At 68.5% G+C, this 22092-nt stretch carries 18 protein-coding genes; 12 read left to right on the top strand and 6 right to left on the bottom strand.

All coding sequences use genetic code 11. The annotated features are described in order from the left end of the window. Positions 1-111: 111 nt before the first annotated feature. Entirely contained in the window at positions 112-546 is a 435-nt protein-coding gene (locus FGL94_RS02745; RefSeq protein ID WP_144920706.1) for a hypothetical protein, read from the top strand. Positions 547-662: 116 nt separating this feature from the next. Beyond that, complete coding sequence (locus FGL94_RS02740) at positions 663-1253, top strand: metal-dependent hydrolase (protein ID WP_144920704.1); 591 nt, start codon at positions 663-665, stop codon at positions 1251-1253. 59 nt (positions 1254-1312) lie between these two features. Here FGL94_RS02740 and FGL94_RS02735 read toward each other — a convergent pair whose 3' ends face one another. After that, a complete protein-coding gene (locus tag FGL94_RS02735) occupies positions 1313-2209 on the bottom strand; it encodes a sugar phosphate isomerase/epimerase family protein (RefSeq protein WP_144920702.1) in 897 nt (298 codons plus the stop codon). Then, positions 2206-3381: a glycosyltransferase family 4 protein gene (locus FGL94_RS02730; protein WP_144920700.1), complete on the bottom strand. Its 1176-nt coding sequence runs from the start codon at positions 3379-3381 to the stop codon at positions 2206-2208. The genes FGL94_RS02735 and FGL94_RS02730 overlap by 4 nt, the downstream gene beginning before the upstream one ends. 536 nt (positions 3382-3917) lie before the next feature. On the opposite strand from FGL94_RS02730, the gene FGL94_RS02725 reads away from it, so the two are divergent. Next, complete coding sequence (locus FGL94_RS02725; RefSeq protein ID WP_144920698.1) at positions 3918-5420, top strand: lipopolysaccharide biosynthesis protein; 1503 nt, start codon at positions 3918-3920, stop codon at positions 5418-5420. 64 nt (positions 5421-5484) lie between these two features. Further along, entirely contained in the window at positions 5485-7326 is a 1842-nt protein-coding gene (locus FGL94_RS02720; RefSeq protein ID WP_144920696.1) for an SLC13 family permease, read from the top strand. Between the two features lie 26 nt (positions 7327-7352). Here the strand turns inward: FGL94_RS02720 and FGL94_RS02715 are convergent, their stop codons facing one another. Next, complete coding sequence (locus FGL94_RS02715; RefSeq protein ID WP_186313319.1) at positions 7353-8558, bottom strand: pyridoxal-phosphate dependent enzyme; 1206 nt, start codon at positions 8556-8558, stop codon at positions 7353-7355. A gap of 315 nt (positions 8559-8873) precedes the next feature. Here FGL94_RS02715 and FGL94_RS02710 point away from each other — a divergent pair, with 315 nt between their 5' ends. After that, positions 8874-9722 carry an orotate phosphoribosyltransferase gene (locus tag FGL94_RS02710; protein ID WP_321168794.1) on the top strand — a complete coding sequence of 283 codons (849 nt, stop codon included), beginning with the start codon at positions 8874-8876 and terminating at the stop codon, positions 9720-9722. Positions 9723-9835: 113 nt separating this feature from the next. On the opposite strand, the gene glmU is transcribed toward FGL94_RS02710, so the two are convergent. Together glmU and glmM are read right to left on the bottom strand one after the other, a co-directional pair. Further along, a complete protein-coding gene (gene glmU, locus FGL94_RS02705) occupies positions 9836-11017 on the bottom strand; it encodes a bifunctional sugar-1-phosphate nucleotidylyltransferase/acetyltransferase (RefSeq protein ID WP_144920691.1) in 1182 nt (393 codons plus the stop codon). Between the two features lie 69 nt (positions 11018-11086). Next, positions 11087-12433: a phosphoglucosamine mutase gene (gene glmM / locus FGL94_RS02700; protein WP_144920689.1), complete on the bottom strand. Its 1347-nt coding sequence runs from the start codon at positions 12431-12433 to the stop codon at positions 11087-11089. 159 nt (positions 12434-12592) lie between these two features. Between glmM and FGL94_RS02695 the strand changes: the two genes are divergently transcribed. The 3 genes from FGL94_RS02695 (at position 12593) to FGL94_RS02685 (ending at position 16038) form a co-directional block, all read left to right on the top strand. Continuing rightward, positions 12593-13873, top strand: a complete 1281-nt coding sequence (locus tag FGL94_RS02695) for an FG-GAP repeat domain-containing protein (protein WP_144920687.1) — start codon at positions 12593-12595, stop codon at positions 13871-13873. A 1-nt stretch (position 13874) separates the two neighbouring features. Then, the gene (locus FGL94_RS02690) at positions 13875-14897 is read left to right on the top strand and encodes a glycosyltransferase family 2 protein (protein ID WP_144920685.1); all 1023 of its coding nucleotides are present in this window, start codon (positions 13875-13877) and stop codon (positions 14895-14897) included. A gap of 106 nt (positions 14898-15003) precedes the next feature. Then, positions 15004-16038, top strand: coding sequence for a DUF1616 domain-containing protein (locus FGL94_RS02685; RefSeq protein WP_144920683.1), 1035 nt, complete (start codon positions 15004-15006; stop codon positions 16036-16038). Positions 16039-16271: 233 nt separating this feature from the next. Here FGL94_RS02685 and FGL94_RS18760 read toward each other — a convergent pair whose 3' ends face one another. Next, the gene (locus FGL94_RS18760) at positions 16272-16460 is read right to left on the bottom strand and encodes a DUF7344 domain-containing protein (protein ID WP_449405027.1); all 189 of its coding nucleotides are present in this window, start codon (positions 16458-16460) and stop codon (positions 16272-16274) included. A 324-nt stretch (positions 16461-16784) separates the two neighbouring features. On the opposite strand from FGL94_RS18760, the gene FGL94_RS02680 reads away from it, so the two are divergent. From FGL94_RS02680 to glmS, 4 genes are all read left to right on the top strand, one after another. Beyond that, positions 16785-17963: an alpha-D-ribose 1-methylphosphonate 5-triphosphate diphosphatase gene (locus FGL94_RS02680; RefSeq protein ID WP_144920681.1), complete on the top strand. Its 1179-nt coding sequence runs from the start codon at positions 16785-16787 to the stop codon at positions 17961-17963. A 466-nt stretch (positions 17964-18429) separates the two neighbouring features. Further along, complete coding sequence (locus FGL94_RS02675; protein WP_144920679.1) at positions 18430-18657, top strand: HalOD1 output domain-containing protein; 228 nt, start codon at positions 18430-18432, stop codon at positions 18655-18657. A gap of 305 nt (positions 18658-18962) precedes the next feature. Further along, entirely contained in the window at positions 18963-20141 is a 1179-nt protein-coding gene (locus tag FGL94_RS02670; protein WP_144920677.1) for a sugar phosphate nucleotidyltransferase, read from the top strand. Beyond that, a complete protein-coding gene (gene glmS / locus FGL94_RS02665; protein WP_144920675.1) occupies positions 20141-21952 on the top strand; it encodes a glutamine--fructose-6-phosphate transaminase (isomerizing) in 1812 nt (603 codons plus the stop codon). Before FGL94_RS02670 ends, glmS begins: the two co-directional genes overlap by 1 nt. The last annotated feature ends 140 nt before the right edge of the window (positions 21953-22092 follow it).

Genomic DNA, 22092 nt, shown 5'->3' with positions numbered 1-22092 from the left:
TCGCGGTCGAATCCCGACGCAGACACCTCTCATCTGACCGGATATTCATTTTTCCCCGGATGTATCAAAAACCGAATACTTATTGCGGTTAGCATAGGATTAACGGCCGCAATGGCACACAAGCTGGCACACAGGCTGCAGTCGACGGGGGGAGAACCTCCTGATAACGGTCGCGACGAGTCCGGATCCACCGGCGTCACGCGCCGGGGATACGCCCGCCTCAGCGGGGCGGCGATCGCGACGCTCGCGACGCTTACCGGTCGGACGAACGGGACCGTCGCGGCGTCGGCGGACGACGTCGACGACTCGGAACGACGGATCCGGATCCGCGGGTCGGGGACCCCGTCCACGTACGAGGTGACCGTCGGCGGGGAACTCGTCGCGGACGATGAAACGAGCCGGGTCACGGGCCACATCTCGGGGTCCACCGCGGAGGGCGCGGTCACGAGCGACGACCGCGGCTACCGGTTCCGCGGCGAACTCCACGACGTCACCGTCGACGGTGACGCCGAGGTCTCGCTCGACGGGGAGGCGTTCGGACGGTAACCGGACCGCGCGGAGAGCCACTTTCGACTCCGGTACTGGCTCCGACCGCGTCGGTAGGAGGCGGATCCCTCGATACTCCATCTATAACTACCCCCGACCGACGGGTCCGTGATCACATGTGGCCATGGGAGCACGTGCTGTTCGCTTACGTGTGTTACTCGATGTACGTTCACGGCAGGTATCGGTTGCGACCGGGGGACCTCCCCGCGGTCGCGCTCGCGTTCGGCGCTGTGCTCCCGGACCTGATCGACAAACCGCTCGCCTGGGAGTTCAACGTGTTCGGGACGGGGTACGCGGTCGCTCACTCGGTGTTCCTCGGCGTCCCGGCGGCGTTCGTCGTGTACGCGCTCGCCGAGCGTCGGCGCGCGGGGGCGGTCGGCGGCGCCTTCCTGATCGGGTACGTGCTCCACCTCGTCGGCGACGTGCTCCCGGCGTCGCTGTCGCGCGGGCGACTCGAGCCCTCTCCGGTTCTGTGGCCGATCGCCGAGCCCCTCCCGTCGCCCGACCGCGGCTCCTTCGTCGAGGGCGTCTACGGGCTGTTGACCGAGTACGCCGCGCAACTACTCACGTTGGAGGTCACCCCGGTCATCGCGCTCCAACTCGGCTCGGTCGTGTTCGGGGCCGCGCTGTGGCTGGCCGACGGACGGCCCGGTCTCTCGCTGGTTACGGGTCCGTTTCGGCGGGCGTTCAAGCGGATTCGAGCCTGAAGCTGTCGGCCCGATCGGGTTCTCGGCGGGCCGCGCGGAGGGGGTCGGGGCGCTCGCGGTCAGTCGATCCGGTTGAGCGTCGCCCGACCGCGGTAGACCGCCGCTTCGGGGTCCGACGGGTGGTCGTCCTCGAACACGAGCCAGTCGACGTCGGTCTCCCGCGAGGCCCGGAGAACCCGTTCGAGGTCGAGGAGTCCCTCGCCGGGCGGGACCGATCGGAACGCCGGCGGGAAGCGACGCGTTCGCTCGACGTCGGCGATGTGGATCAGCGACAGCCGGTCCCCGAGCAGTTCGAACACGTCGACCGGATCGTACCCGCCGGCGGTGACCCACCCGACGTCGATCTCGAAGGTGAGTTCGTCGGTGCGAGACACGAGCCGACCGAACCCGGTCGTCTCCACGGTTCGGTCATCTCCGCGGACGGTCAGGTCAAGCGCTTCGGCCACCTGCTCCCAGACCAAGCCAGGAGACGGGAGGTTCGCGGGAATCCCGAGCCCGAACCGGTCGAGAAGCGGGAGGAACGGGTCCTTCGAGGTGTGATACGAGAGTTCGAGTCCGTAGCTGTCCACCCGGTTCGAGAGCCCGTCGAGCCGCCTCGCGAGCGCGTCCACGTGCGTCGTCGTCCGGAAGTAGCCGGCGCCGAGGTGGGGGATGACGAGGTGGTCACAGCCGACGCGGTGACAGCGGTCGGCGATCGACTCCAGGTCCTCCTCCAGCAGGCCCAGGTCGGCGTGCGCGGCCACGGGCTCGACGCCCGTCTCGTCGAGGACCTCCCGGACCGCGTAGGGGTCCGACTCGAGGAACGCGCCGGCGAACTCTACCCCCTCGAAGCCGGCGTTGGCCACCCGTCGGACCGTTTCGGGTAGGGGCTCGTCGATGTTCCGGAGCGTGTGCAGCTGTATCGCCGGGCGCGGGCGCGTCTCCGCCTCCCGTTCCGCTGATTCTGACCGGCTCATTGTCCGGAGTCCGGTCCGTCGACCGGAAGTAATGGGCCGCATATCCGCGTGCGAATTGACCGACGACCGCCGTCGGCCGCCTCCCGATAGATGTCGGTCAGCGCCCCGGCCGCCTGCGCCCAGCTCTGCGACCGAGCGTGGCAGTGGTTCGCACACCCGATCGACTCGAGGTCCGGATGGTCGTACGCCCGCCGCAGCGCCTCCGCAAGGGCGTCGTCGTCGCTCGGATCGTAGAGGAGCTCGTTCTCGGGCGGCACCGTCTCCGGGAGACAGCCGATCGCGGGCGCGATCACCGGGCGACCGTACGAGAGCCCGAGGTGCGCCGTCCCCGAGTTGAGGATCCGGCGATACGGTAACGCGAGCGCGTCGGCGGCGTTCAGGAAGTACTGGATCCGCTCGTCCGAGACGAATTCGAGGCGGGTCTCGATCCGCGGGTCGCTCCGCGCGAGCGCCGCGATCTGCGCCTCGATCCGCTCGTCGTGCGGGTTCCCGACCAGCCACAGCTCCGCGTCCGGCGCGTCGAGGTCGGCGAACGCCTCGACGAGGTCCGGGACGCCCTTGTACTCGCGGATCAGCCCGAAGAAGAGGACCACGAAGGCGTCGTCGTCGATCCCGAGGTCGCGCCTGGCCGCCCCGCGGGACACGTCGTTCTCGTAGGCCGCGACGAAGTTCCCGTCGGGGACCACGTGCATCTCGTCGGCCTCCGGGACGCGGTACGCCGCGGCGACCGCGTCGGCCGCGGCGGTGCACTTGACCGTGACCGCGTCGGCGACCGCGAACACGAACTCGTTGACGACCCGCTCCGTTCGGGGGTACAGCTCCTCGTGGTGGCGCTCGTTGTGGACGGTCCGGACGACGCCGACGCCGAGCAGGGAGACGAGTGCGACCTCGATCAGGAACGCGGCCGCCCGGAGAAACGAGACCAGCGCGTTCGCGGGGCCGAACCCCGTCCCGGTCGTCACGTAGTAGTCGTAGATCCAGTCGAGCTGCATCGCGTCGGCGTCCGGGTTCGCGAGGACCGCGCGCGTGAGGGGGAAGAACAGCGGGAGCGACGGCGTCCGGACCTCGACGCCGGCCTCGCGGAGCGCGTCCGCGAGCAGCGTCATGTACGCGTTCTCCGGGTACCAGCTCCCGCTCATCAACAGCAGCGTGAGGTCGTCGCCGTCGGTCATCGGTCTCGGGACCGGCCGAGTGGCTCCTCGACGGACGGTCCGCCAGTAGTGAACTGCGACGCGCGAGGATCGGTCTCTAGGAGTGTCACGACGTATCGGCGGAGACCGCCAATCCGAATAAGTATAAATTGCTTTGTTGGATACTGTTTAGTTAACTAGTTTAATAGATGACCAGTTTCTTGATTTAAATGTTATCCCGGCGTCAAGAACTGCTCACTGAGACGCTAGAGACCGCGAATCTCGAATATCGGGGCAGACAGCGACGCGGCTTACGTACCGAGGCGGAAGAGCGGGTTAGCCACATTCGACCCTTTCGCCTTGCTTCCGCCTTCGGAGCGACGCTATCCCCTCGCCTTCCGTGGATTCGACAGCGCGGGGCACACGCGATACCGGATCTCGATCCCGGAAGGGAACGTCCCGATCCGCGCGTCCGGGCGTTACAAGCGCCATAACAATCCCTTCATCAGCCGGATATCGGGTATGAATCGTTCCAGCAAAGCCGCCGTGCGCCTCGGGCCGACCGGGCACGGCGCTCCATGAAGGACCGCCTCCGGGAACTCGTCGAGCGCGCCGTCCCGTCGGGCTCCGTCGTCCAGCGAACCGTCAAAAGCGGGATCTGGGTGACGGCGACGAAGCTGGCGGTCCGGCTGTCTCAGATCCTGATGCTGATCGTCCTCGCGCGGCTGCTCTCCCCGCGCGCCTTCGGACTGATGGGCATCGCCCTGCTCGTCCTCTCCGGGATCAGGCGGTTCACCGACATCGGAATCAACGCGGCCCTCATCCAAGACAAAAAGGAGAACGTCGACGAGTACCTCAACACGACGTGGACCCTCGAGGCCGTTCGCGGCCTCCTCATCTTCGGCGTGTTGGCCGTCGCGGCACCGTTCATCGCCGGGATTTTCGACGAACCGAACGCGACGAACCTCATCCGGGTACTCGGCCTGAGCCCGCTGCTGTACGGGTTCCGCAATCCCGGCATCGTCTACTTCCAGAAGGACCTCTCCTTTCACAAGGACTTCGTCTTCAAGTCGAGCGGGTCGGTCGTGCAGTTCGTGGTCGGCGTCGGGTACGCGCTGTACTCGCCGACCGTCTGGGCGCTCGTGTTCGCGACCGTCAGCAAGTCCTTTTTCAAGTTTCTCCTCTCGTACGTCCTCCACGACTACCGCCCGAGGCCGGCCTTCGATATCGCCGTCGCGCGGCGGCTCATCGACTACGGCAAGTGGATCACCGGCGCGTCGATCATCGGGTTCGTCTACAGCGAGGGCGACGACGCGTTCGTCGGCTGGTTCCTCTCCGCGACCGCCCTCGGATTTTACCAGTACGCCTACCGGATCGCGGACATGCCCGCGTCCGAGGCCGCCGGAATCATCTCGGAGATCACGTTTCCTGCGTACTCCCAGCTTCAGGGCGACATCGACGAGCTCCGCGGGGCGCTGCTCCAGACGACCCGACTGACCGCGTTCATCGCGTTTCCGCTGTCGTTCGGCATCGCCCTCGTGGCGCCGAGCTTCGTCCCCGCCGTCCTCGGCGACGAGTGGCGCCCGATGATCGTGGCGATGCAGATACTCGCGATGTACGGACTCCTACACGCGATCACGCGGAACTTCGGTGCCATCTGGAAGGCGCTCGACCGCCCGGACCTTATCGTCAAGACCGGGCTGATCCGCGTGGCGTGTATCGCCGCGTTCATCTGGCCGGCGACGGCGAGGTGGGGGATCGAGGGGACCGCGCTGGTCGTCGTCGGGGTGTACGTCTTCCCGATGCTCCCGCTGGACGTGTACCTCTCGGCGCGGATGGTCAAGGCCCGACAGAGACAGCTGTACGCCGAATACGCCTACCCGTTCGTCGCCGCCTCGGCCATGTTCGTCACCCTGTGGTACGTGGCGCTCGCGACGGACCTGACTCCGATCGTCGAGTTCCTCGTGTTGATCCCGTCGGGCGCGGTCGTGTACTTCGCGGCCGCGTTCCTGCTCGAACGGCAGTTCGACTGGGGGATCGAGCGCAACCTGCGGATGATCAGCGACGGGATCAGAGGATAGCGGCTCGGCGGCCTGCCGACCGATAGGGGGGAACAGTGAAGGGAACGAGGCGAGTCGTCGGGGTATGCCGATCATCGAGGTGTCGGGCGTCGCCGTCGTCTTCCTGCTCATCCTCGCCGTGCTGGTGGCGTTCGTCACCGAAGTCGTGCCCAACGACGTCACCGCGATCGGCGTCGTCGCCGCGCTCGTCGTCCTCGAACCGTGGACCGGCGTCGGCGCACGGGACGCCATCTCGGGGTTCGCGAACCCCGCGACGGTCACCATCATCGCGATGTACATGCTCAGCGCCGGCGTCCAGAACACGGGGGTGGTCGAACGGCTCGGCGTCTCCCTCGCGGAGTTCACCGCCGGGCGGGAGTACCGCGCGCTCGTCGCCACCGTCTGCACGACCGGCCCCATCGCGGGATTCGTGAACAACACGCCGGTCGTCGCCGTCTTCATCCCGATGGTCACCGGGCTCGCCGAGAGCTCGAAGCTGAGCCCCTCGAAGCTCCTCCTCCCGCTGTCGTACGCCGCCATTCTCGGCGGCACGCTCACCCTCATCGGGACCTCCACGAACATCCTCGCCAGCGACTTCGCGCGCCTCCTCATCGACGGCCGCGACGGCATCGGGATGTTCGAGTTCACGGGGCTCGGAGCCGTCCTGCTCGCCGTCGGGATCGCGTACCTGTTGACCGTCGGCTGGCGGCTGACCCCGGCTCGCGTCCCCGTGGACAGCGACCCCGTCTCGGAGTTCGACCTCGACGACTACCTCACGCACCTGTACGTTCGACCGGGATCGGCCGCCGTCGGCCTGTCCGTCGAGGCGTTCGACGACGCGTACCCGGAGGTCCGCATCCTGCAGATCCGACGCGACGGCGAGGCGTACGCCGGCCCGCACTCCGACCGAGTCATCGAGGCGGGCGACGGCGTCGTCGTCCACGGCCCTCTGCAGGCGGTCGCCCGGTTCCGCGAGGAGGCGAAACTCGGGAAGCGACCCCGTGAGACGGTGACCGAAGACACGTTCGAGTCGGCGGCCACCGACGGCATGCTCGCGAAGGCAGTCGTCTCTGAGCAGTCGCCGTTTGTCGGCGAGACCGTCGGCGAGACGGGCCTCCACGACTACCACGAGACGAGCGTGCTCGCCGTGCGCCGGGGCGGTGAGCTGTTCCGCACGGACCTCGCCGATCGCACGCTGGAGGTAGGGGATCTGCTGTTGGTCCGGACGACGCCCGCGTCCGTCCGGTACTTCACCGACACCGGCGACCTCGTCGTCGCCGACGAGCGCGCGTTCGACCGGTTGGCCGACGCGGACATCGACGAGGTCGCCCCCCTCTCGCCGAAGACCCCGATCGCCGTCGGAGTCCTCGTCGGCGTCGTCGCGCTGGCCGCCCTCGACATGCTCCCGATCGTGATCGCGGCGCTGGCCGGCGTCGTCGCGATGGTGGTCACCGGCTGCCTGACGACCGCCGACGCCTACGACGCCGTCTCGTGGAACGTTATCTTCCTCCTGGCCGGGGTCATCCCGCTCGGGATCGCGCTGGAGTCCACGGGCGGCGCGGCCGTCGTCTCGGAGTTCCTCGTCGCGACCGACGAGTTCCTCCCGACCGTGGGCGTCATGTTCGTCCTGTACGCCGTCTCCGGCCTGCTGGCGAGCGTTATCACGCCGGTGGCGACGGCCGTGCTGATGATCCCGGTCGGCGTCTCAACGGCCGCTCGGCTCGGCGCCAACGAGTTCGCGTTCCTGCTCGCGGTGATGTTCGCGTCCGCGACGTCGTTCATGACCCCGGTCGGCTACCAGACGAACCTCATGGTGTACGGGCCCGGCGGCTACGAGTTCGCCGACTTCCTGCGGGTCGGCGGCCCGCTCCAGCTGCTCCTCGCCGTCGTCGCGACGGCCGGTATCGCCGTCATCTGGGGCGTCTGACCGCTTCGGGTGTCGCCTCCGTGGCTCTACGGAGCGAGCAGCGATTCGAGCCGGTCCCGTAAGTCGGCTCTGTGAACCGTTTCAGTCGCGACGTCCCTCCCACCGGTCCCCAGCTCTTTGAATCCCGTCCCGGTCGGGACGAGGACGACGGACTCGTCGGCGGAGAGCTCTCCCCGCTCCGCGAGGCGCGAGACCCCCGCCAGCGTCGCCGCTGACGCGGGCTCGACGCAGAAGCCGCCGTCGACGGCGAACCGGCGCTGCGCGGTGCGTATCTCGTCGTCGGTGACGGAGACGACGGCACCGTCAGTGTCGCGAACCGCGGCGAGCGCGCGAGCGCCGCTCGGCGGGTCCGGGTTCCCGATCGAGTGAGCGATCGTGTCGCCGGTCTCGTCGGATGACATGGGCGTCGGATCCGTCGCACCGTCTTCGAACGCCCTCGTCAGCGGATCGGCGGCGGCGGTCTGGACGAGACACAGGCGCGGCGACTCGTCGATCAGCCCCGCGCTCTCGAGGTCTCGGATCCCGAGCCAGACGCCCGAGGCGAACCCGCCGGAACTCGCCGGCAGCGCGATCACGTCCGGCGTCTCCGGGGCGAGGGAGTCGCATATCTCGAACAGCGCCGTTTTGTACCCGCTGATACGGGTCGGCGCGTCGCTCACGAGAACGTCGATCGGGAGCCGTTCGGACAGGTCGAGCGCGTCCCCGTACAGCGCTCCGTACTCGCCGCTGACTTGCGCGATAGTCGGCTCGTACTGAGCGATGAGCTCCAGCCGTACCGACGAGGTCCCCTCCGGGACGAACACGAGACACTCCCGGTCGAGACTCGTCGCGTGAGCGGCGGTGCTGATAGCCATGTTCCCGTACGAGACCGTGCCGACGACGTCGTCGCCGGTCGCGATCGTGTGCGGGACCGCCACCGCGCTCCCGCGGTCCTTGTACGCGCCGGTCGGGTTTTCGCCCTCGTCTTTGACGAACACCCGACCGCCGGCGACGTCGTCGAGTCCCGGACTCCTGACGAGCGGCGTGCCGCCCGCGGCCCGCGCGACGCCCTCCGGCCGATCGATCGGCAGCAGCGCCTCGTACCGCCACATTCCGTCCCGGTTTCGACAGTCGTCCCACGAGAACGCGGTCGGCCGCGCGTCGACCCAAAGCGGTTCCCCGCAGGCACACCGGACGCGAGCGGTATCCTCGTAGCGCTCTCCACAGCGGTAACAGCTCAGCGAAAAGGACATGGCGACGCTGCGGCGGCGAGCAAGATATACGTTTTCGTGCTCTCCGTGAGACGTCATCACCTTCGCTGGGCGCTGCAGACGCGGACGAGTGGGTGTTTCCCGCGCTCGCTGTGTCGGCCGAATCGATTATAACCCGTATAATAATACGTCGGTCAGCAGTATTATGATAAAATGAATTACAAGACCGTGGCGGAACTGAATGAGGATGCGCGCCGCCTCGCGAAGAAGCTCCCTCAGGAGATCGATCTGGTAGCCGGAATACCCAGAAGTGGCCTCTTGGCCGCGAATCTCCTGTGTCTCCACCTCGACGTTCCGATGACAGATATCGACGGGCTCTGCGAAGGGCGGCTGTTCGACACCGGGTCCAGGTTCGAACACCGCGACTCCTTCGACGAGTTCGATTCGGTGTTCGTCGTCGACGACTCCGTGTTAACGGGCGGGCAGATGTCGGAAACTCGCGAGCGGGTCGCCGAGCACGACTTTCCGTTTGATACCACGTTCGGTGCCGTGTATATCTCCTCGCGGGGTCACCGATACGTCGACTACTGGAGCGAGACCGTCTCCTCACCGCGCATATTCGAGTGGAACATTCTCCATCACACGAGGCTGACGGACTTCTGTGTGGACATCGACGGGGTCCTCTGTCGCGACCCGACTCCGGAGGAGAACGACGACGGGCGGAACTACCGCGAGTTCCTCAGAACCGTCGAACCGAACGTCACCCCGAAGCGGCCTATCGGCTGGCTCGTGACCTCAAGACTGGAGAAATACCGCCCCGAGACCGAGAGGTGGTTAGACAAACACGGGATCGAGTACGACACGCTCGTCATGATGGACCTGCCGGATATGGAGACTCGGCAGAAACGGGGCAATTACGGGCAGTACAAAGCGGACGCGTATGATTCGGCCGACGCGGATCTCTTCATCGAGAGCAACCCGAGCCAAGCAGCGGAGATCTGTCGGAAGACGAACCGTCCGGTGTTCTGCTACGACACGAACGAGATGCTGAACCCTTCGATCGTCGGGCGGTCACGCCGAAGCGTTACCGAGGGCGTGTCCAACATCAAACAGGAACCGGTGATGTTTCCAGCGAGAGCGGCCTATCACCTCTCTTCTCGGTGTTACCACTGGGTTCTGCGATCGCGAAAATCTGAGAACGGGTGAACCGACGGGCCGGATCCGGAACGCGCCCCTCGCAACGGCCTTCTCCGAGTTTGACCGCGCACGAGCGACACCGGGAACCGTGGACGACCCCGACCGCGATTCACCTCCGGCCGTCACCGGTCTCGAAGCACGATTTCGCCCGGACCGACGGTCGCGCCGGTCGACAGCGTCACGCCGGCGTCGATGGTGCTGTTAATTCCCGTTTTCACGTCGTCGCCGCAGACGATCCCGAACTTGCGGCGCTCGGTGCTCTCGCGTCGCCCCTTGACCGTCAGCCGGACCGGTTCGCCGTCGTGACGGAGGTTCGCGACGGTCGTCCCGGCACCGAGGTTGACGTCTCGACCGAGGACGCTGTCCCCGAGGTAGGAGAGATGGGGGACGTGCGAGCCCGCCATCACGACGCTGTTTTTCACCTCGACGGCGTGCCCGACCTTCGCGTCCGGGCCGAGGTACGTCGCCCCCCGAACGTACGCGTTCGGTCCGACGTGGGCGCCCGAACTCACGTAGACGGGTCCCTCGATGACGGCGCCCGGTTCGATCGTCGCGCCCCGCTCGACGGTGACGCGTCCGCGGAGTTCGGCGTCGGACGAGACGTCGCCGGCGAGTTCGCCGTCCGCCTCCGGGAGCTTCCACTCGTTCGCCGCGAGCAGCTCCCACGGCCGACCGACGTCGAGCCAGCGCTCGAACGGGACCGCGGTCACGTCGAACGACTCGCAGGTCCGCTGGAGCACGTCCGTCAGTTCCAGCTCTCCGCGGTCGCTCTCCTCGACGTCGAGCCACGGGAGCGCGGCCTCGGGGAAGACGTAGGCGCCGGCGTTCACGAGCTCCGACGGCGGGTTCGCGGGCTTCTCGACGACGCCGTGAACGCGGTCGCCGTCGGTCTCCAGCACCCCGTACGCGGAGGGGTCGTCCACGCGGAAGGAGCCGACGGCCGGGCCCGACTCGAACAGGTCCCGAAGCGAGTCGTCGTAGAGGACGTCGCCGTTCAGCACCGCGAACGGCCCGTCGCGGAGCGCGTCTCGGGCGGCGCGGACGGCGTCGGCGGTCCCGCGCCGTACGGGCTGGTCCACGAACTCGACGGGGACGGGCCACTCCCGGTTCCCGAGCGCCTCGCGGACCGCCTCGGCCTCGTACCCGACCACGACGACGACCCGCGAGGCGCCGGCGGCTATCGCCCCGTCGATACAGTGCCCGACGAGCGGCTCCCCGGCGACGGGGAGCATCGGTTTCGGGAGCCTGTCCGTCAGCGGGCGCATCCGAGTCCCCTCGCCGGCCGCGAGTACGACGGTTTGCACGACTGGACCACTCCGGAGCGGGGACAAAGCTATTCTCCGACTATAGCCGGGATTCGCGGGGGGCTGTCCTCACGTCGAGGCCGTCTCGGCGGCGGTCTCGACGAGCGATCGCACCGTCGAGAGCAGCTCCGTCGCGGTCTCCGGGTCGCGGGCCTCGGCGGTCAGTCGGATCAGCGGCTGCGTCCCAGACGGCCGGATCAGGAACCAGCCGTCCGCGGTCTCGACTCGAACGCCGTCGAGGGCGGTGACCTCGTCGTACCGCTCGCGGACGAGCCCGTCGACCGCGTCCATCACGGCGTCCTTGGCGTCCGTCTCGACGGTCGCGCGACGGATGGGGTACCGATCGATCCGCGCGAGCCGGTCCGAGATCGGCTCCGCCGCGGCGAGGGCGGCGAGCTTCACGGCGGCGAGCGGCCCGTCGGGACAGAGCGTCTCCTCGGGGAAGATCCACGCGCCGGAGGGCTCGCCGCCGAACGCGACGGCGGGGTCGCGGGCCCGCTCCGCGACGTACACGTCGCCGACGCGCGTGTGGACGACCTCCGCCCCGACCGCCTCCAGGGCGTCGTCGACCGCGAGGCTCGTGTTGACCGGGGCGGCGACCCGGTCCCCGGATCCGGCCTCCTCGCGCCCGAAGAGCGCGAGCAACAGGTCGCCCGGAACGAACTCGCCGTCGTCCGCCACGGCCATCATCCGGTCCGCGTCGCCGTCGTGGGCGATCCCGAGGTCGGCGTCGACGGCGGGAACCGTCGCCGCGAGCGTCTCGCACGTCTCCGCCGTCGGCTCGCTCGGGCGGGCGGGGAACCTGCCGTCCGGCTGCGCGTTGAGCGTCTCGACGTCGGCGCCGAGCTCGTACAGCGCTTCGGCCGTGACGCCGCCCGTGCCGTTCCCGACGTCGACGACGACCGACAGGGACGAGAGGTCGGCGTCGCCCGCCGCCGCGTCGCGTCGCCCGGCCTCGACGAGCGCCTCGCGGTGGCGAGCGGTCGCGTCGTCCCAGGTCCGGCGTCTCCCCTGCTCGTCCCACTCCGCGAGGTCGAAGTCGGCCTCGCGGATCCGCTCGGCGACCTCGTCCTGCCGTGCCGTCGAGAACGCCTGTCCCGAGGGGGTCCAGAGCTTGAGGCCGTTGTCCTCCGGCGGGTTGTGCGAGGCGGTCACCACGACGCCGGCGTCGGCCTCTCGGGAGGCGATCCCGCGGGCGACCGTCGGCGTCGCCGCCACCCCGGCGTCGACGACGTCGGTTCCCGTCTCCTGGAGGCCGGCGACGAGGGCGTCCCGGAGAGTCCGTCCGGAGTCGCGCGCGTCTCGCCCCACCAGCACTCGGTCGGCGTCCGTTCCGACGGCCCGTCCCACGTCCAGCGCGACCGACGCGGTGATCGACTCGCCGACACGACCCCTGATCCCGCTCGTTCCGAACATAGGGTGACAACCGTCCGAGCGAATATGTAGCCGTCGACCGTTTTCGACGGTGTGTCCGCCGATAGTCCGGGAGTAACGCGTCGAGCACCGCCCGGCCGCCCCGCCGAGGCGGTTAGTCTGCGTATAGTAAGGCGTCGCGGAGCGGTCGTCTCCGACGAGATGAGATTCGACCACCAAACGATCGACGATTCTCCCCCGTGCGGGCGCCTCTTCGTGTGTGAGCCCGTCGACCTCGTCGGCGACGGCCTCCCGGACCTCATCGTCGGCGGGATGGGCTCCGAGGACCTCCCGGTGTTGGGGGACCGGACGATCCCCCTCGTTGGACGGCTGTTCCGGCGGCTCGAGAACGACCTCTTCTGGTACGAGAACCCCGGGCACGGGAACCACGACGGGGACGCGGCGTGGACCCGGCACACGATCTCGTCGGCGTCGGACCTCCACGCGCTCGGCGCGGCGCTCGGCGACGTGAACGGTGACGGGCGGCTCGACCTCATCGTCGGTCAGGGGTTCGGCGGGAGCGACGTGTACTGGTTCGAACAGCCGGTCGACCCCCGAGAGCAGTGGACGAAACACCTGATCGCGGACGACTTCTCGAAGTACCACGACCTCGCGTTCGGCGACGTCGACAACGACGGGGAGCCCGAGGTCGTCGGCGCGTCACAGGAGAGCGAGGCGGTCTTCTACTACGACGTCCCCGACGACCCCGCGCGCTCGCCGTGGCCGAGCGACTGTCTCACGGTGGTGAGCCGGAACACCAACGTCGAGGGGCTCGCGATCGCCGATCTCGACGGCGACGGCGACAACGAGCTCGTCGCGGGAACGGCGATATATCGGCAGGTCGACGGAGGCGCGGCCGACGAGGGCGTGGCTGACGGGGGCGTGGCCGGCGAGGACGCGGCCGGCGAGGACGCGACGGGCGGAACCGCAGCCGACCCGACCGCCTCGATCTCCGAGGACGCCTCCGACGTGTCGGACGGGTGGACCCGAGAACACGTCGTCACGGGCTGGGACTGGACGCGGGTCGCCGTCGGCGACGTGGACGACGACGGCGACCCGGAGGTGGTGTTCGCGGAGGGCGACTCGCCGCTGCTCGGCGAACACATGGGCCGCGTCGGGTGGTTCGACCCGCCCGATTGGGACGCGCACATCCTCCGCGACGACCTGTACTGTCCGCACACGGTTCAGATAGCCGACTTCGACGGCAACGGCTCGCTCGACGTGTACGTCGCCGAGATGGGGCTCGGGGAGAACGACGAGACCGCCCAGCACATCCTGTTCCGGAATCGGGGCGGCGGGGAGTTCAGGGAGACCGTCGTCGAGAGCGGGGTGCCGACCCACGAGGGGAAGGCCGTCGACGTCGACGGGAACGGTCGGCCCGACCTCCTCGGGAAGTCGTTCGAACCGCACGCACACGTCGACGTCTGGTACAATCGCCCGTAAGATGCTCGGACTCACGCCCCTCCGCGACCGACTGCCGGGCTTTGTACCCGGGGCGACCGACGCCGGCGAAGGCCCGGGCGCCGGAGCCGATCGGGACGCCGACCGACCGCTCGTCACCGTGGTTATCACGACGTACAACCGGCCCTCGTACCTGCGCGACTCCGTCGAAAGCGTGCTCGAACAGACGTACGAGCCGATCGAGCTCGTCGTCGTCGACGACTGCTCCGACACCCCCGCGAGCGAGACGCTGGCGGACGTCGACACCGGCTCGCTGGCCGGGTATCGGTGCGTCCGGCACGGGACGAACCGCGGCGTCAACGCCGCGCGGAACACCGGCATCGAGGCCGGATCCGGGGCGTACGTCGCCTTCCTCGACGACGACGACCGGTGGGTCCCGGAGAAGGTGGAGCGACACGTGGAGACGTTCGAGGCGGCCGGCGAAGACGTCGGCGTCGTGTACTCGGGGACGAAGGCCATCCGCGAGGACGGCGCCCGCGAGGAGCTGCCGCCGCGGATCGACGGCGACCTGACGAAGGCGCTGCTGTGTCGGAACGTGGTCGGGTCGATGTCCGTCGTGATGGTCCGGGGCGACCTCGCGAGGGAGATCCCGTTCGACGAGGAGTTCGAGGCGTGGGCCGATCTGGAGTGGTTCGTTCGGGTCTCCCAGCGGGCCGCGTTCGTCCGGCTCCCCGAGCCGCTCGTCGTCTACGAGTACACGTCGCACGGCCGACTGAGCGACGACTTCGAGAAGAAGCGGCGCGGCTACGACAGCTTCCTCGACCGGTTCGACGACGTCGCGGCGGCGTACGGGCGCCCCTTCCATCGGAAGATGCGCGCGTGGGCCGCGTTCCGAGTCGGGTCGTCGGCGCTGTACACAGGCAACTACGGCGACGCCCGTCGGCTCCTGTTCACCGCGGTCGCGCGGTACCCGTTTGAGCCCCGGTTCTTCACGTACCTGCTCGCGTCGCTCGGGGGGCGGTCCACGCACCTCCTCGCGCGCGGGATCTCCCGGTCGCTCGGGTGAGCGGCGCGGCTCGGTGACCGTCCCGTCTGTCGGGTCAGTGGCGTCGATCGACGCTCCGGCCGTTAGCCGACGCCTACCTTTGGGTCCCTGCGCGAAACGGGCTCGCATGTCGTTCGATGACCGGGGGAACGCGCCGCTCGCCGGCCGGCTTCCCCTGGATCTTCTGCTCGTCTCGCTCGTCTCGGTCGGGGTCGTCGCGCTCGCCGCCGCGGGGAGCGGGGGCGGTGTCGTTCGCCAGGCACTCGGCGGCGCGTTCGTGGTCTTCTGTCCGGGGTACGCGCTGGTCTCCGCGCTGTTGCCGCAGCGGACCTCGAGCGTCCCGGAGCGCCTCTCCACGCTCGGGTTCCGCCGGGGAGAGACGCTCTCCCTCTCCGGACTCGAACGGGTCGTGTCGTCGATCGCGGTCAGCGTGATCCTCGTCCCCTGCGTCGGCTTCCTCCTGCACTACACCCAGTGGGGGATCCGCCCGGAGACGATGGTCCCGGGCGTCGCCGCCGCGACGGTCGCCCTCTCCGTGCTCGCCGCGATTCGGCGGCTTCGGCTCCCGCCGGACGAGCGGTTCGCGGTCGCCTCGCTCGCGCTGCCCACCCGATTGAACGACTGGGTTCGCGAGCCGAACCGTCCCGTCTACACCGCCCTCAACGTCTTCCTCGTCGTCGGCCTCGTCGTCGCCGTCGCCGGTATCGGGCTCGCCGCGGCGACGGCGACGAACGGCGAGCGGTACACCGAGCTGTACGTCCTCGGCGACGACCCGGATACCGGGGCGGCGATCGCGGACGAGTACCCGCAGGGGCTCGACTCCGGTGAGGAGGCGTCGATTCGCGTCGGGATCGAGAACCGCGAAGCGACCGCGCAGACGTATACGGTGGTGGCGCAGCTACAGCGCTTGAGCGACGGCGGCGGGGAGGATCGCGTCGTCGAGCGGTCGGAGATCGATCGGTTCGACGCGCAACTGCGGCCGGGGGAATCGGTGGAACGAACGCGGACGTTCGAGCCGACGATGGAGGGTGACGGACTTCGGATCGCCTTCCTGTTGTACGTCGACGCACCGCCGACGTCCCCGGCCAGCGAGAACGCGTACCGGTCGGTGCACGTCTGGGTCGACGTGGGTGACGCGAGCGCGACGGGGCCGAGCGCGTAGCTGACGAACGGGAACCGACAGTGCCGTTGGAACCCCTTTTCAGACACCTCTCAGTCCGAAACGACTCGTCGCCGGAGACCGCTTCTCGATCGATTGCGGGAGTGAGCGTTGCAGTTCGTCGGTTGCGGTGTGGTATTTAAACGACTGCGAGCGACAGCGACGATCGCTTATAAACAGCCGCCAGCAATACCGCTCGACTACTTATAAACAACCACTCACCCAGCCCGACACACTCACTCCAGCCGCTCGGAGATGAACTCCAGAAGCGCTTCTATCTGGTCGTCGCCGCGGCAGGCGATCGAATCGCGTCCTCGGTTGTATTCGATCACGTTCGCGTCTGTCAACATCGGCAGATGCGAGTGACGCATTTCGACCGACGCCCGGCTCCCCTCAGAGTCGGCCGACCGTTCGTGCGATTCGATCGCAAGAATATTGATATGAAATCACACACGTTCTAGACGGATAAGGAAGGATATTCACTCCGATACTCACACGATATCCGAATCCGCCCTCTCTCCGAGCCGGCGCCGGGGTCTCCCGCGCCGGAGCCGATATCCTCCCGCGGCGATAGGCGGCGCCTACTCGGTCCGCGCCGCGTCGACGGCGTTCGGTTGTCACCGCTTAACAATTATTTGGCTGGATAACGGTAATGTCATGCACTGCCCTTCCACCGTTGCGAACGCGACGATCGCGATCTCGACGATCGGGTCGTTCCGGCCGGCCGGGGCGAACGAGGTGACCGAGCGATGACCGGTATCACGGAGATCAAAAACGCTCGGGTCGTCACGCCCTCGGGAGTCGTCGAGGGCGGACGCGTCGTGATCGCCGGCGACCGGATCGTCCGGGTCGACCGGGGACCCGCCAACGGCTCGTCCGGACCGACGACCGTCGACGCCGACGACCGAGTCGTGATGCCCGGGATCGTCGACCTCCACGGCGACGACATCGAGCACCACCGCGCCCCCAGAGGGGGTGCCAGCGTCGACGTTCGAACCGCCCTCACGGCGGCCGATCGGGCGAATCTGCTCAACGGGATCACGACCAAGTTCCACGCGGTCGCGTTCGAAGAATCGCCTGACGACGGCCGAACGCTCCGGACCGCCGAGGAGATCGCCGCCGAGATCAGCCGGGAGGAGTACACCCTCGGCGACAACCGGCTGCACGCCAGGTGCGAGCTGGCGGGCGAGAGCGCCGACGCCGTCGAAGGCGTCATCGAGCGGTTCGGGATCGACCTCCTCTCGGTGATGCACCACGCGCCCGGCGACGGGCAGTACGACGACGAGGAGTTCGAGCGCCACTACGTCGAAGACCGGAACTGGCCGGCGGAGTCCGTCGATGACGTGATCGAGACGCGGCAGTCGCTGGACCGAGCCGACCGCGACGACCGCATCCGCCGGATCGTCGGTCTGGCGCGGAGCGCGGGCGTGCCGCTGGCGTCCCACGACGACGAGTCCCCGCGCGACGTGGAGCGGATGGCGGACCACGGCACCGACATCAGCGAGTACCCGCTCACCCGCGAGGCCGCGCGGCGCGCGACCGACCTCGGCCTCGCCACCGTGATGGGGGCCCCGAACCTGGTCCGCGGCGGGAGCCTCTGGGACAACCTCAGCGCGCGCGACGCGGTCGACGACGGGCTCGTCGACGTGCTGTGTGCCGACTACCACCCGCCGTCGCTGCTCGCGGCCCCGTTCGTCGACACCGGCGAATCGCTTTCGACGCGCGTGAACCGCGTCACCCGCAACCCCGCGGAAGCCGCCGGACTCGGCGACAGGGGACGGATCGAGGAGGGTGCACGCGCGGACCTGATCGTGGTCGATCCGAGCGGAACGCCGACCGTCGACCGCGTGTTCGTCGCCGGTACGGAGGCCATCCGGGCGGACCGCACCGCGACGGTCGAACGCCGGACGCCGCCGGCCGGCTCGTGAACACGACGGCTTGCGACGGCCGACGAACCTCCCCGGCGCGGACGCTCAGCTGACGGAACGGGCGTACCGAAAAGGCGAGGACCGGTACCACAGCGGAGGCGGGCCGCCCGGGGTCATGGACGTTCACGTCCGACTGCGGTACGATTCCCGATTGGACCGAGGGAGACTTTGCTATATATCATCTAAAACCGATATGGCGTACTTATCACGCAACAGATGAAAATCACGCGATCCGACGCGTCGTCGGTTGGTCCGATTCTAGCCTCGTCCCGTGCGTCGACTTGTCCAAAAATAGACGTTTCGAGGGTCGAACCCGGTGGTAGCCGGAGCATCAGAGATACAGATCGACACTGTTTATAAAAGTGAGTCGCTACACCGGACAAGGCACACATTCATGACTACTTCCGAAGCGGAATGCCGACGAACGAGGGTTTCAACTGCCGAGTCACCGGGTACCCGGATTTCGATGGAGGACGACACCTCCGCGACCGTCGCGGTCGTACGGGCCGTCGCCGAGGCCGAGGGGGCGTCTCCGGGCGATCTCTCTCTACTGAGCGACGTGATCGATCCCGAGGCGCTCGACGAACTGTTCGAGGACGATCGCCCCGGCCGATCCGGCGTCTTCTTCTCGTTCGACTACTGCGGCTACGCCGTCACGGTCACCGACGACGCGGTCACGCTGGACCCCCGGTGACGGCCGCGTAGCGCTCGACCGGCGGTTCGGGGGGCCGCCGTCTCGCGCTTCAATCGCCGCTCGGGAGCCGATCGATCGGACCGCCCGACACCCGATCGGTAGGACGGTCCTAACGGATGCGGCCGGGCCCGCAGTGAGCCCGTCTCGAGGTATGCCGGGCGAAAGGTTCCGCATTACAATCAGTCCCGGCGCCACAGGCAGGGCATGGCTCGATCTTATTTCGGAGCCCCTCACCGGAGCCGGGCATCCGTTCGCACCGCGGACGCTAATCGCTCGCAGCCGATTCGGGGGGTCGCGTTGCGCTCATGAACTCGTTCGAACAGGCGGTCGTCCTCGCGGCGGGCGAGGGGAAACGCATCCGGCCGCTGACCCGATACCAGCCGAAGCCGATGCTCCGCGTCGCGGGCCGGCCGATACTGGAGTACCCGCTCGACGCCCTCGCGGCGTTCGGCGTCGAGGAGGTCGCGATGGTCGTCGGCCACGCGAAGACGCGGATCCAGAACCACTTCGGCGACGACTACCGCGGCCTCGACCTCACGTACCTGACCCAACAGAGCCAACTGGGGAGCGGCCACGCCCTTCAGGTCGCCGCTGGCCACGTGGCCGGCGACTTTCTCGTCGTAAACGGAGACAACGTCATCGACGAGGCGATGGTGCGCGGGACCGCGGAGCGATACGCGGAGGCGAACGCGACCGCCGCGCTGGCCGTGACCTCGGCGACGGACGCGACCGAGTACGGCACGGTCGGCGTCCGCGACGGCCTCGTCGACCGGATCGACGAGAGCGACGACAGCGGGTCCGGACGGGCCAACACCGGCGTGTACGCGTTCGACGAGACGATCTTCGGCGCGCTCGACCGGACCGGGTTCGAAAACGGCGAGCGACCCCTCACCGCCGCGATCGCCGAGCTGCGGGGGCCCGTGGTCGCCGCCGCACCGAACGGCGTCTGGTTCGACTCCTCGTACCCGTGGGACCTGCTGGAGACCAACGAGACGCTGCTGTACTCGCACCCGGAGCTCGTCGCCGCGGACCGGCCCGTCGACGACTCCGCCCGGGTCCACGAGTCGGCGGTGATCGGCGACCACGTCCTCGTCGGCCCCGACTGCAAGGTATCGGCCGGCGCGGTCGTCCGGAGCGGGACGTGCCTGCACGCGAGCACGACCGTCGGAGAGAACGCCGTCTTGGAGGGGTCTATCGTCGGTCCGGACGCCCGGATCGGCGCGGGGACGGTCCTTCGGGACACGATCGTCGGCGGCGGCGCGACGATCGGTGACGGGACGGTCTCGCCCGGCCGCTCGGCGACGCTCGTCTTAGACGGCGTCGAGTACACCGACCGCCGGCTCGGCGGCATCGTCGCGGACCGAGCGACGGTCGGGTCGAACGTCACGATCACCCCCGGCTGTCGGGTCGGACCGCGCGCGACGGTCGGGTCCGGCGTCGCGCTCAGACACGACGTTCCCGAGGGCGCGGAGGTGATGGGCTGATGTGCGGCATCACCGCTCGCGTCGGGACGGGCGACGCGGTCGACGAGCTCCTCTCGGGGCTCCGCAACCTCGAATACCGCGGCTACGACTCCGCCGGGGTCGCCACGGTCACGCCGGACGGGATCGACGTGATCAAGCGCTCCGGCGAGATCGACGCGCTGTGCGAGGCTGTCGAGGCGACCTCGGTGCGCGGCGCGACCGGGATCGGTCACACCCGGTGGTCGACGCACGGCCCGCCGACGGACGCGAACGCCCACCCCCACACCGACTGTCTGGGGCAGGTCGCGGTCGTCCACAACGGGATCATCGACAACTACACCGAACTCAGAGACGAGCTCTCGACCCACGAGTTCACGAGCGACACGGACACCGAAGTCGTGCCGCACCTGATCGAGGAGCTGCTCTCGGCCGGCTACTCGCCGGAGCAGGCGTTCCGCCGCGCGGTCGACAGGATCTCCGGGAGCTACGCGATCGCCGCGGTCTTCGAGGGGAGCGACGCCGTGTACGGGACCCGGTCCGGCTCCCCGCTGGTGCTCGGCCGGTCCGACGACAGCTGCTACCTCGCGAGCGACGTGCCGGCCTTCCTGGAGTACACCGACGAGGTCGTCTACCTGCAGGACGGCGACGTCGTCGTCATGGACCCGGACGGCTACGAGATCACCGACACCGACGGCGTCGCCGTCGAGCGCGAGGTCGAGACCGTCGACTGGGACCCCGACGACGCGGGAAAGGGCGGCTACGACCACTACATGCTCAAGGAGATCTACGAGCAGCCGACCGCGCTCCGGCAGTCGATCCGTGGGCGGAGCGACCCGCTCGAGGGACGCGCCGAACTGGAGGAGCTCGCGGGCGACGCCTTCGAGGGGATCGAGTCGGTCCACCTCGTCGCGATGGGCACCTCGTACCACGCGGCGCTGTACACGCAGACGCTGCTCGCCGACCGGGGGATCCCCGCGCAGGCGTTCCTGTCGGGCGAGTACGGGTCGAGCCCGCCGCCGACGGACGAGCGGACGCTCGTGATCGCGGTCACCCAGAGCGGGGAGACCGCCGACACGCTGTCGGCCGTCCGGAGCATCCAAGGGACGGGCGCGCACACGCTGGCGGTGACGAACGTCGTCGGGTCGACGATCACCCGCGAGTGCGAGGACACCGTCTACATCCGCGCCGGCCCGGAGATCGGCGTGGCGGCGACCAAGTCGTTCTCCTCGCAGGTGGCGACGCTGGTCCTGTTGAGCGAGCGGCTGAGCCACGACATCGTCGGCGGGACCCCGCGGGCGACCGCGGAGCTCCTGGAGGCGCTCACGGTGCTGCCGGACGACGTCCAGCGCATCCTCGACGAGTCGACGGCGGAGGACGTCGCCGCCGAGTACCACGACAGCGACTCGTACTTCTTCATCGGTCGGGGCGTCGGCCACCCGGTGTCGCTGGAGGGCGCGCTGAAGTTCAAGGAGATCACCTACGACCACGCCGAGGGGTTCTCGGCGGCGGAGCTCAAACACGGGCCGCTGGCGCTCGTCACCGAGAACACGCCGGTGTTCGCCGTGTTTACCGGCCGCGACGACACCAAGACGCTGCACAACGTCAAGGAGATCCGCGCCCGCGGCGCGCCCGTGGTCGCGGTGGCCGCCGAGGGGACCGACCGGATCGAGGAGTACGCCGATCACGTCCTCGAGATTCCGGACACGCATCCCGACGTGGCGGGCGTCCTCGCGAACGTCCAACTCCAGCTCGTCTCGTACCTCGCCGCGGACGAGCTCTCTCGACCGATCGACAAGCCGCGGAACCTGGCGAAGAGCGTCACCGTCGAGTGACGCGGCCCCCGCTTCCAGCAGTTTAATATCACTAGCCAACGAAGAAGGGGTAGGGACACCGGTCGCAAAACCGCAAACCAGCTTGTGTGCCAGCACCTGTGTTTTGCAACGTCCGGGTCCCTTTTTAAGCACTGAGCGAC

This window comes from Halorubrum salsamenti, assembly GCF_007671685.1.
Taxonomy (GTDB): Archaea; Halobacteriota; Halobacteria; order Halobacteriales; family Haloferacaceae; genus Halorubrum; species Halorubrum salsamenti.
This window is presented reverse-complemented; position numbering and strand designations above follow the sequence as displayed.

Coding starts and splice junctions, on each gene's coding strand:
- FGL94_RS02745 (WP_144920706.1), top strand. CDS start 112: ATGGCACACAAGCTGGCACACAGGCTGCAGTCGACGGGGGGAGAACCT.
- FGL94_RS02740 (WP_144920704.1), top strand. CDS start 663: ATGTGGCCATGGGAGCACGTGCTGTTCGCTTACGTGTGTTACTCGATG.
- FGL94_RS02735 (WP_144920702.1), bottom strand. CDS start 2,209: ATGAGCCGGTCAGAATCAGCGGAACGGGAGGCGGAGACGCGCCCGCGC.
- FGL94_RS02730 (WP_144920700.1), bottom strand. CDS start 3,381: ATGACCGACGGCGACGACCTCACGCTGCTGTTGATGAGCGGGAGCTGG.
- FGL94_RS02725 (WP_144920698.1), top strand. CDS start 3,918: ATGAAGGACCGCCTCCGGGAACTCGTCGAGCGCGCCGTCCCGTCGGGC.
- FGL94_RS02720 (WP_144920696.1), top strand. CDS start 5,485: ATGCCGATCATCGAGGTGTCGGGCGTCGCCGTCGTCTTCCTGCTCATC.
- FGL94_RS02715 (WP_186313319.1), bottom strand. CDS start 8,558: ATGTCCTTTTCGCTGAGCTGTTACCGCTGTGGAGAGCGCTACGAGGAT.
- FGL94_RS02710 (WP_321168794.1), top strand. CDS start 8,874: ATGACAGATATCGACGGGCTCTGCGAAGGGCGGCTGTTCGACACCGGG.
- glmM (WP_144920689.1), bottom strand. CDS start 12,433: ATGTTCGGAACGAGCGGGATCAGGGGTCGTGTCGGCGAGTCGATCACC.
- FGL94_RS02695 (WP_144920687.1), top strand. CDS start 12,593: ATGAGATTCGACCACCAAACGATCGACGATTCTCCCCCGTGCGGGCGC.
- FGL94_RS02690 (WP_144920685.1), top strand. CDS start 13,875: ATGCTCGGACTCACGCCCCTCCGCGACCGACTGCCGGGCTTTGTACCC.
- FGL94_RS02685 (WP_144920683.1), top strand. CDS start 15,004: ATGTCGTTCGATGACCGGGGGAACGCGCCGCTCGCCGGCCGGCTTCCC.
- FGL94_RS02680 (WP_144920681.1), top strand. CDS start 16,785: ATGACCGGTATCACGGAGATCAAAAACGCTCGGGTCGTCACGCCCTCG.
- FGL94_RS02675 (WP_144920679.1), top strand. CDS start 18,430: ATGGAGGACGACACCTCCGCGACCGTCGCGGTCGTACGGGCCGTCGCC.
- FGL94_RS02670 (WP_144920677.1), top strand. CDS start 18,963: ATGAACTCGTTCGAACAGGCGGTCGTCCTCGCGGCGGGCGAGGGGAAA.
- glmS (WP_144920675.1), top strand. CDS start 20,141: ATGTGCGGCATCACCGCTCGCGTCGGGACGGGCGACGCGGTCGACGAG.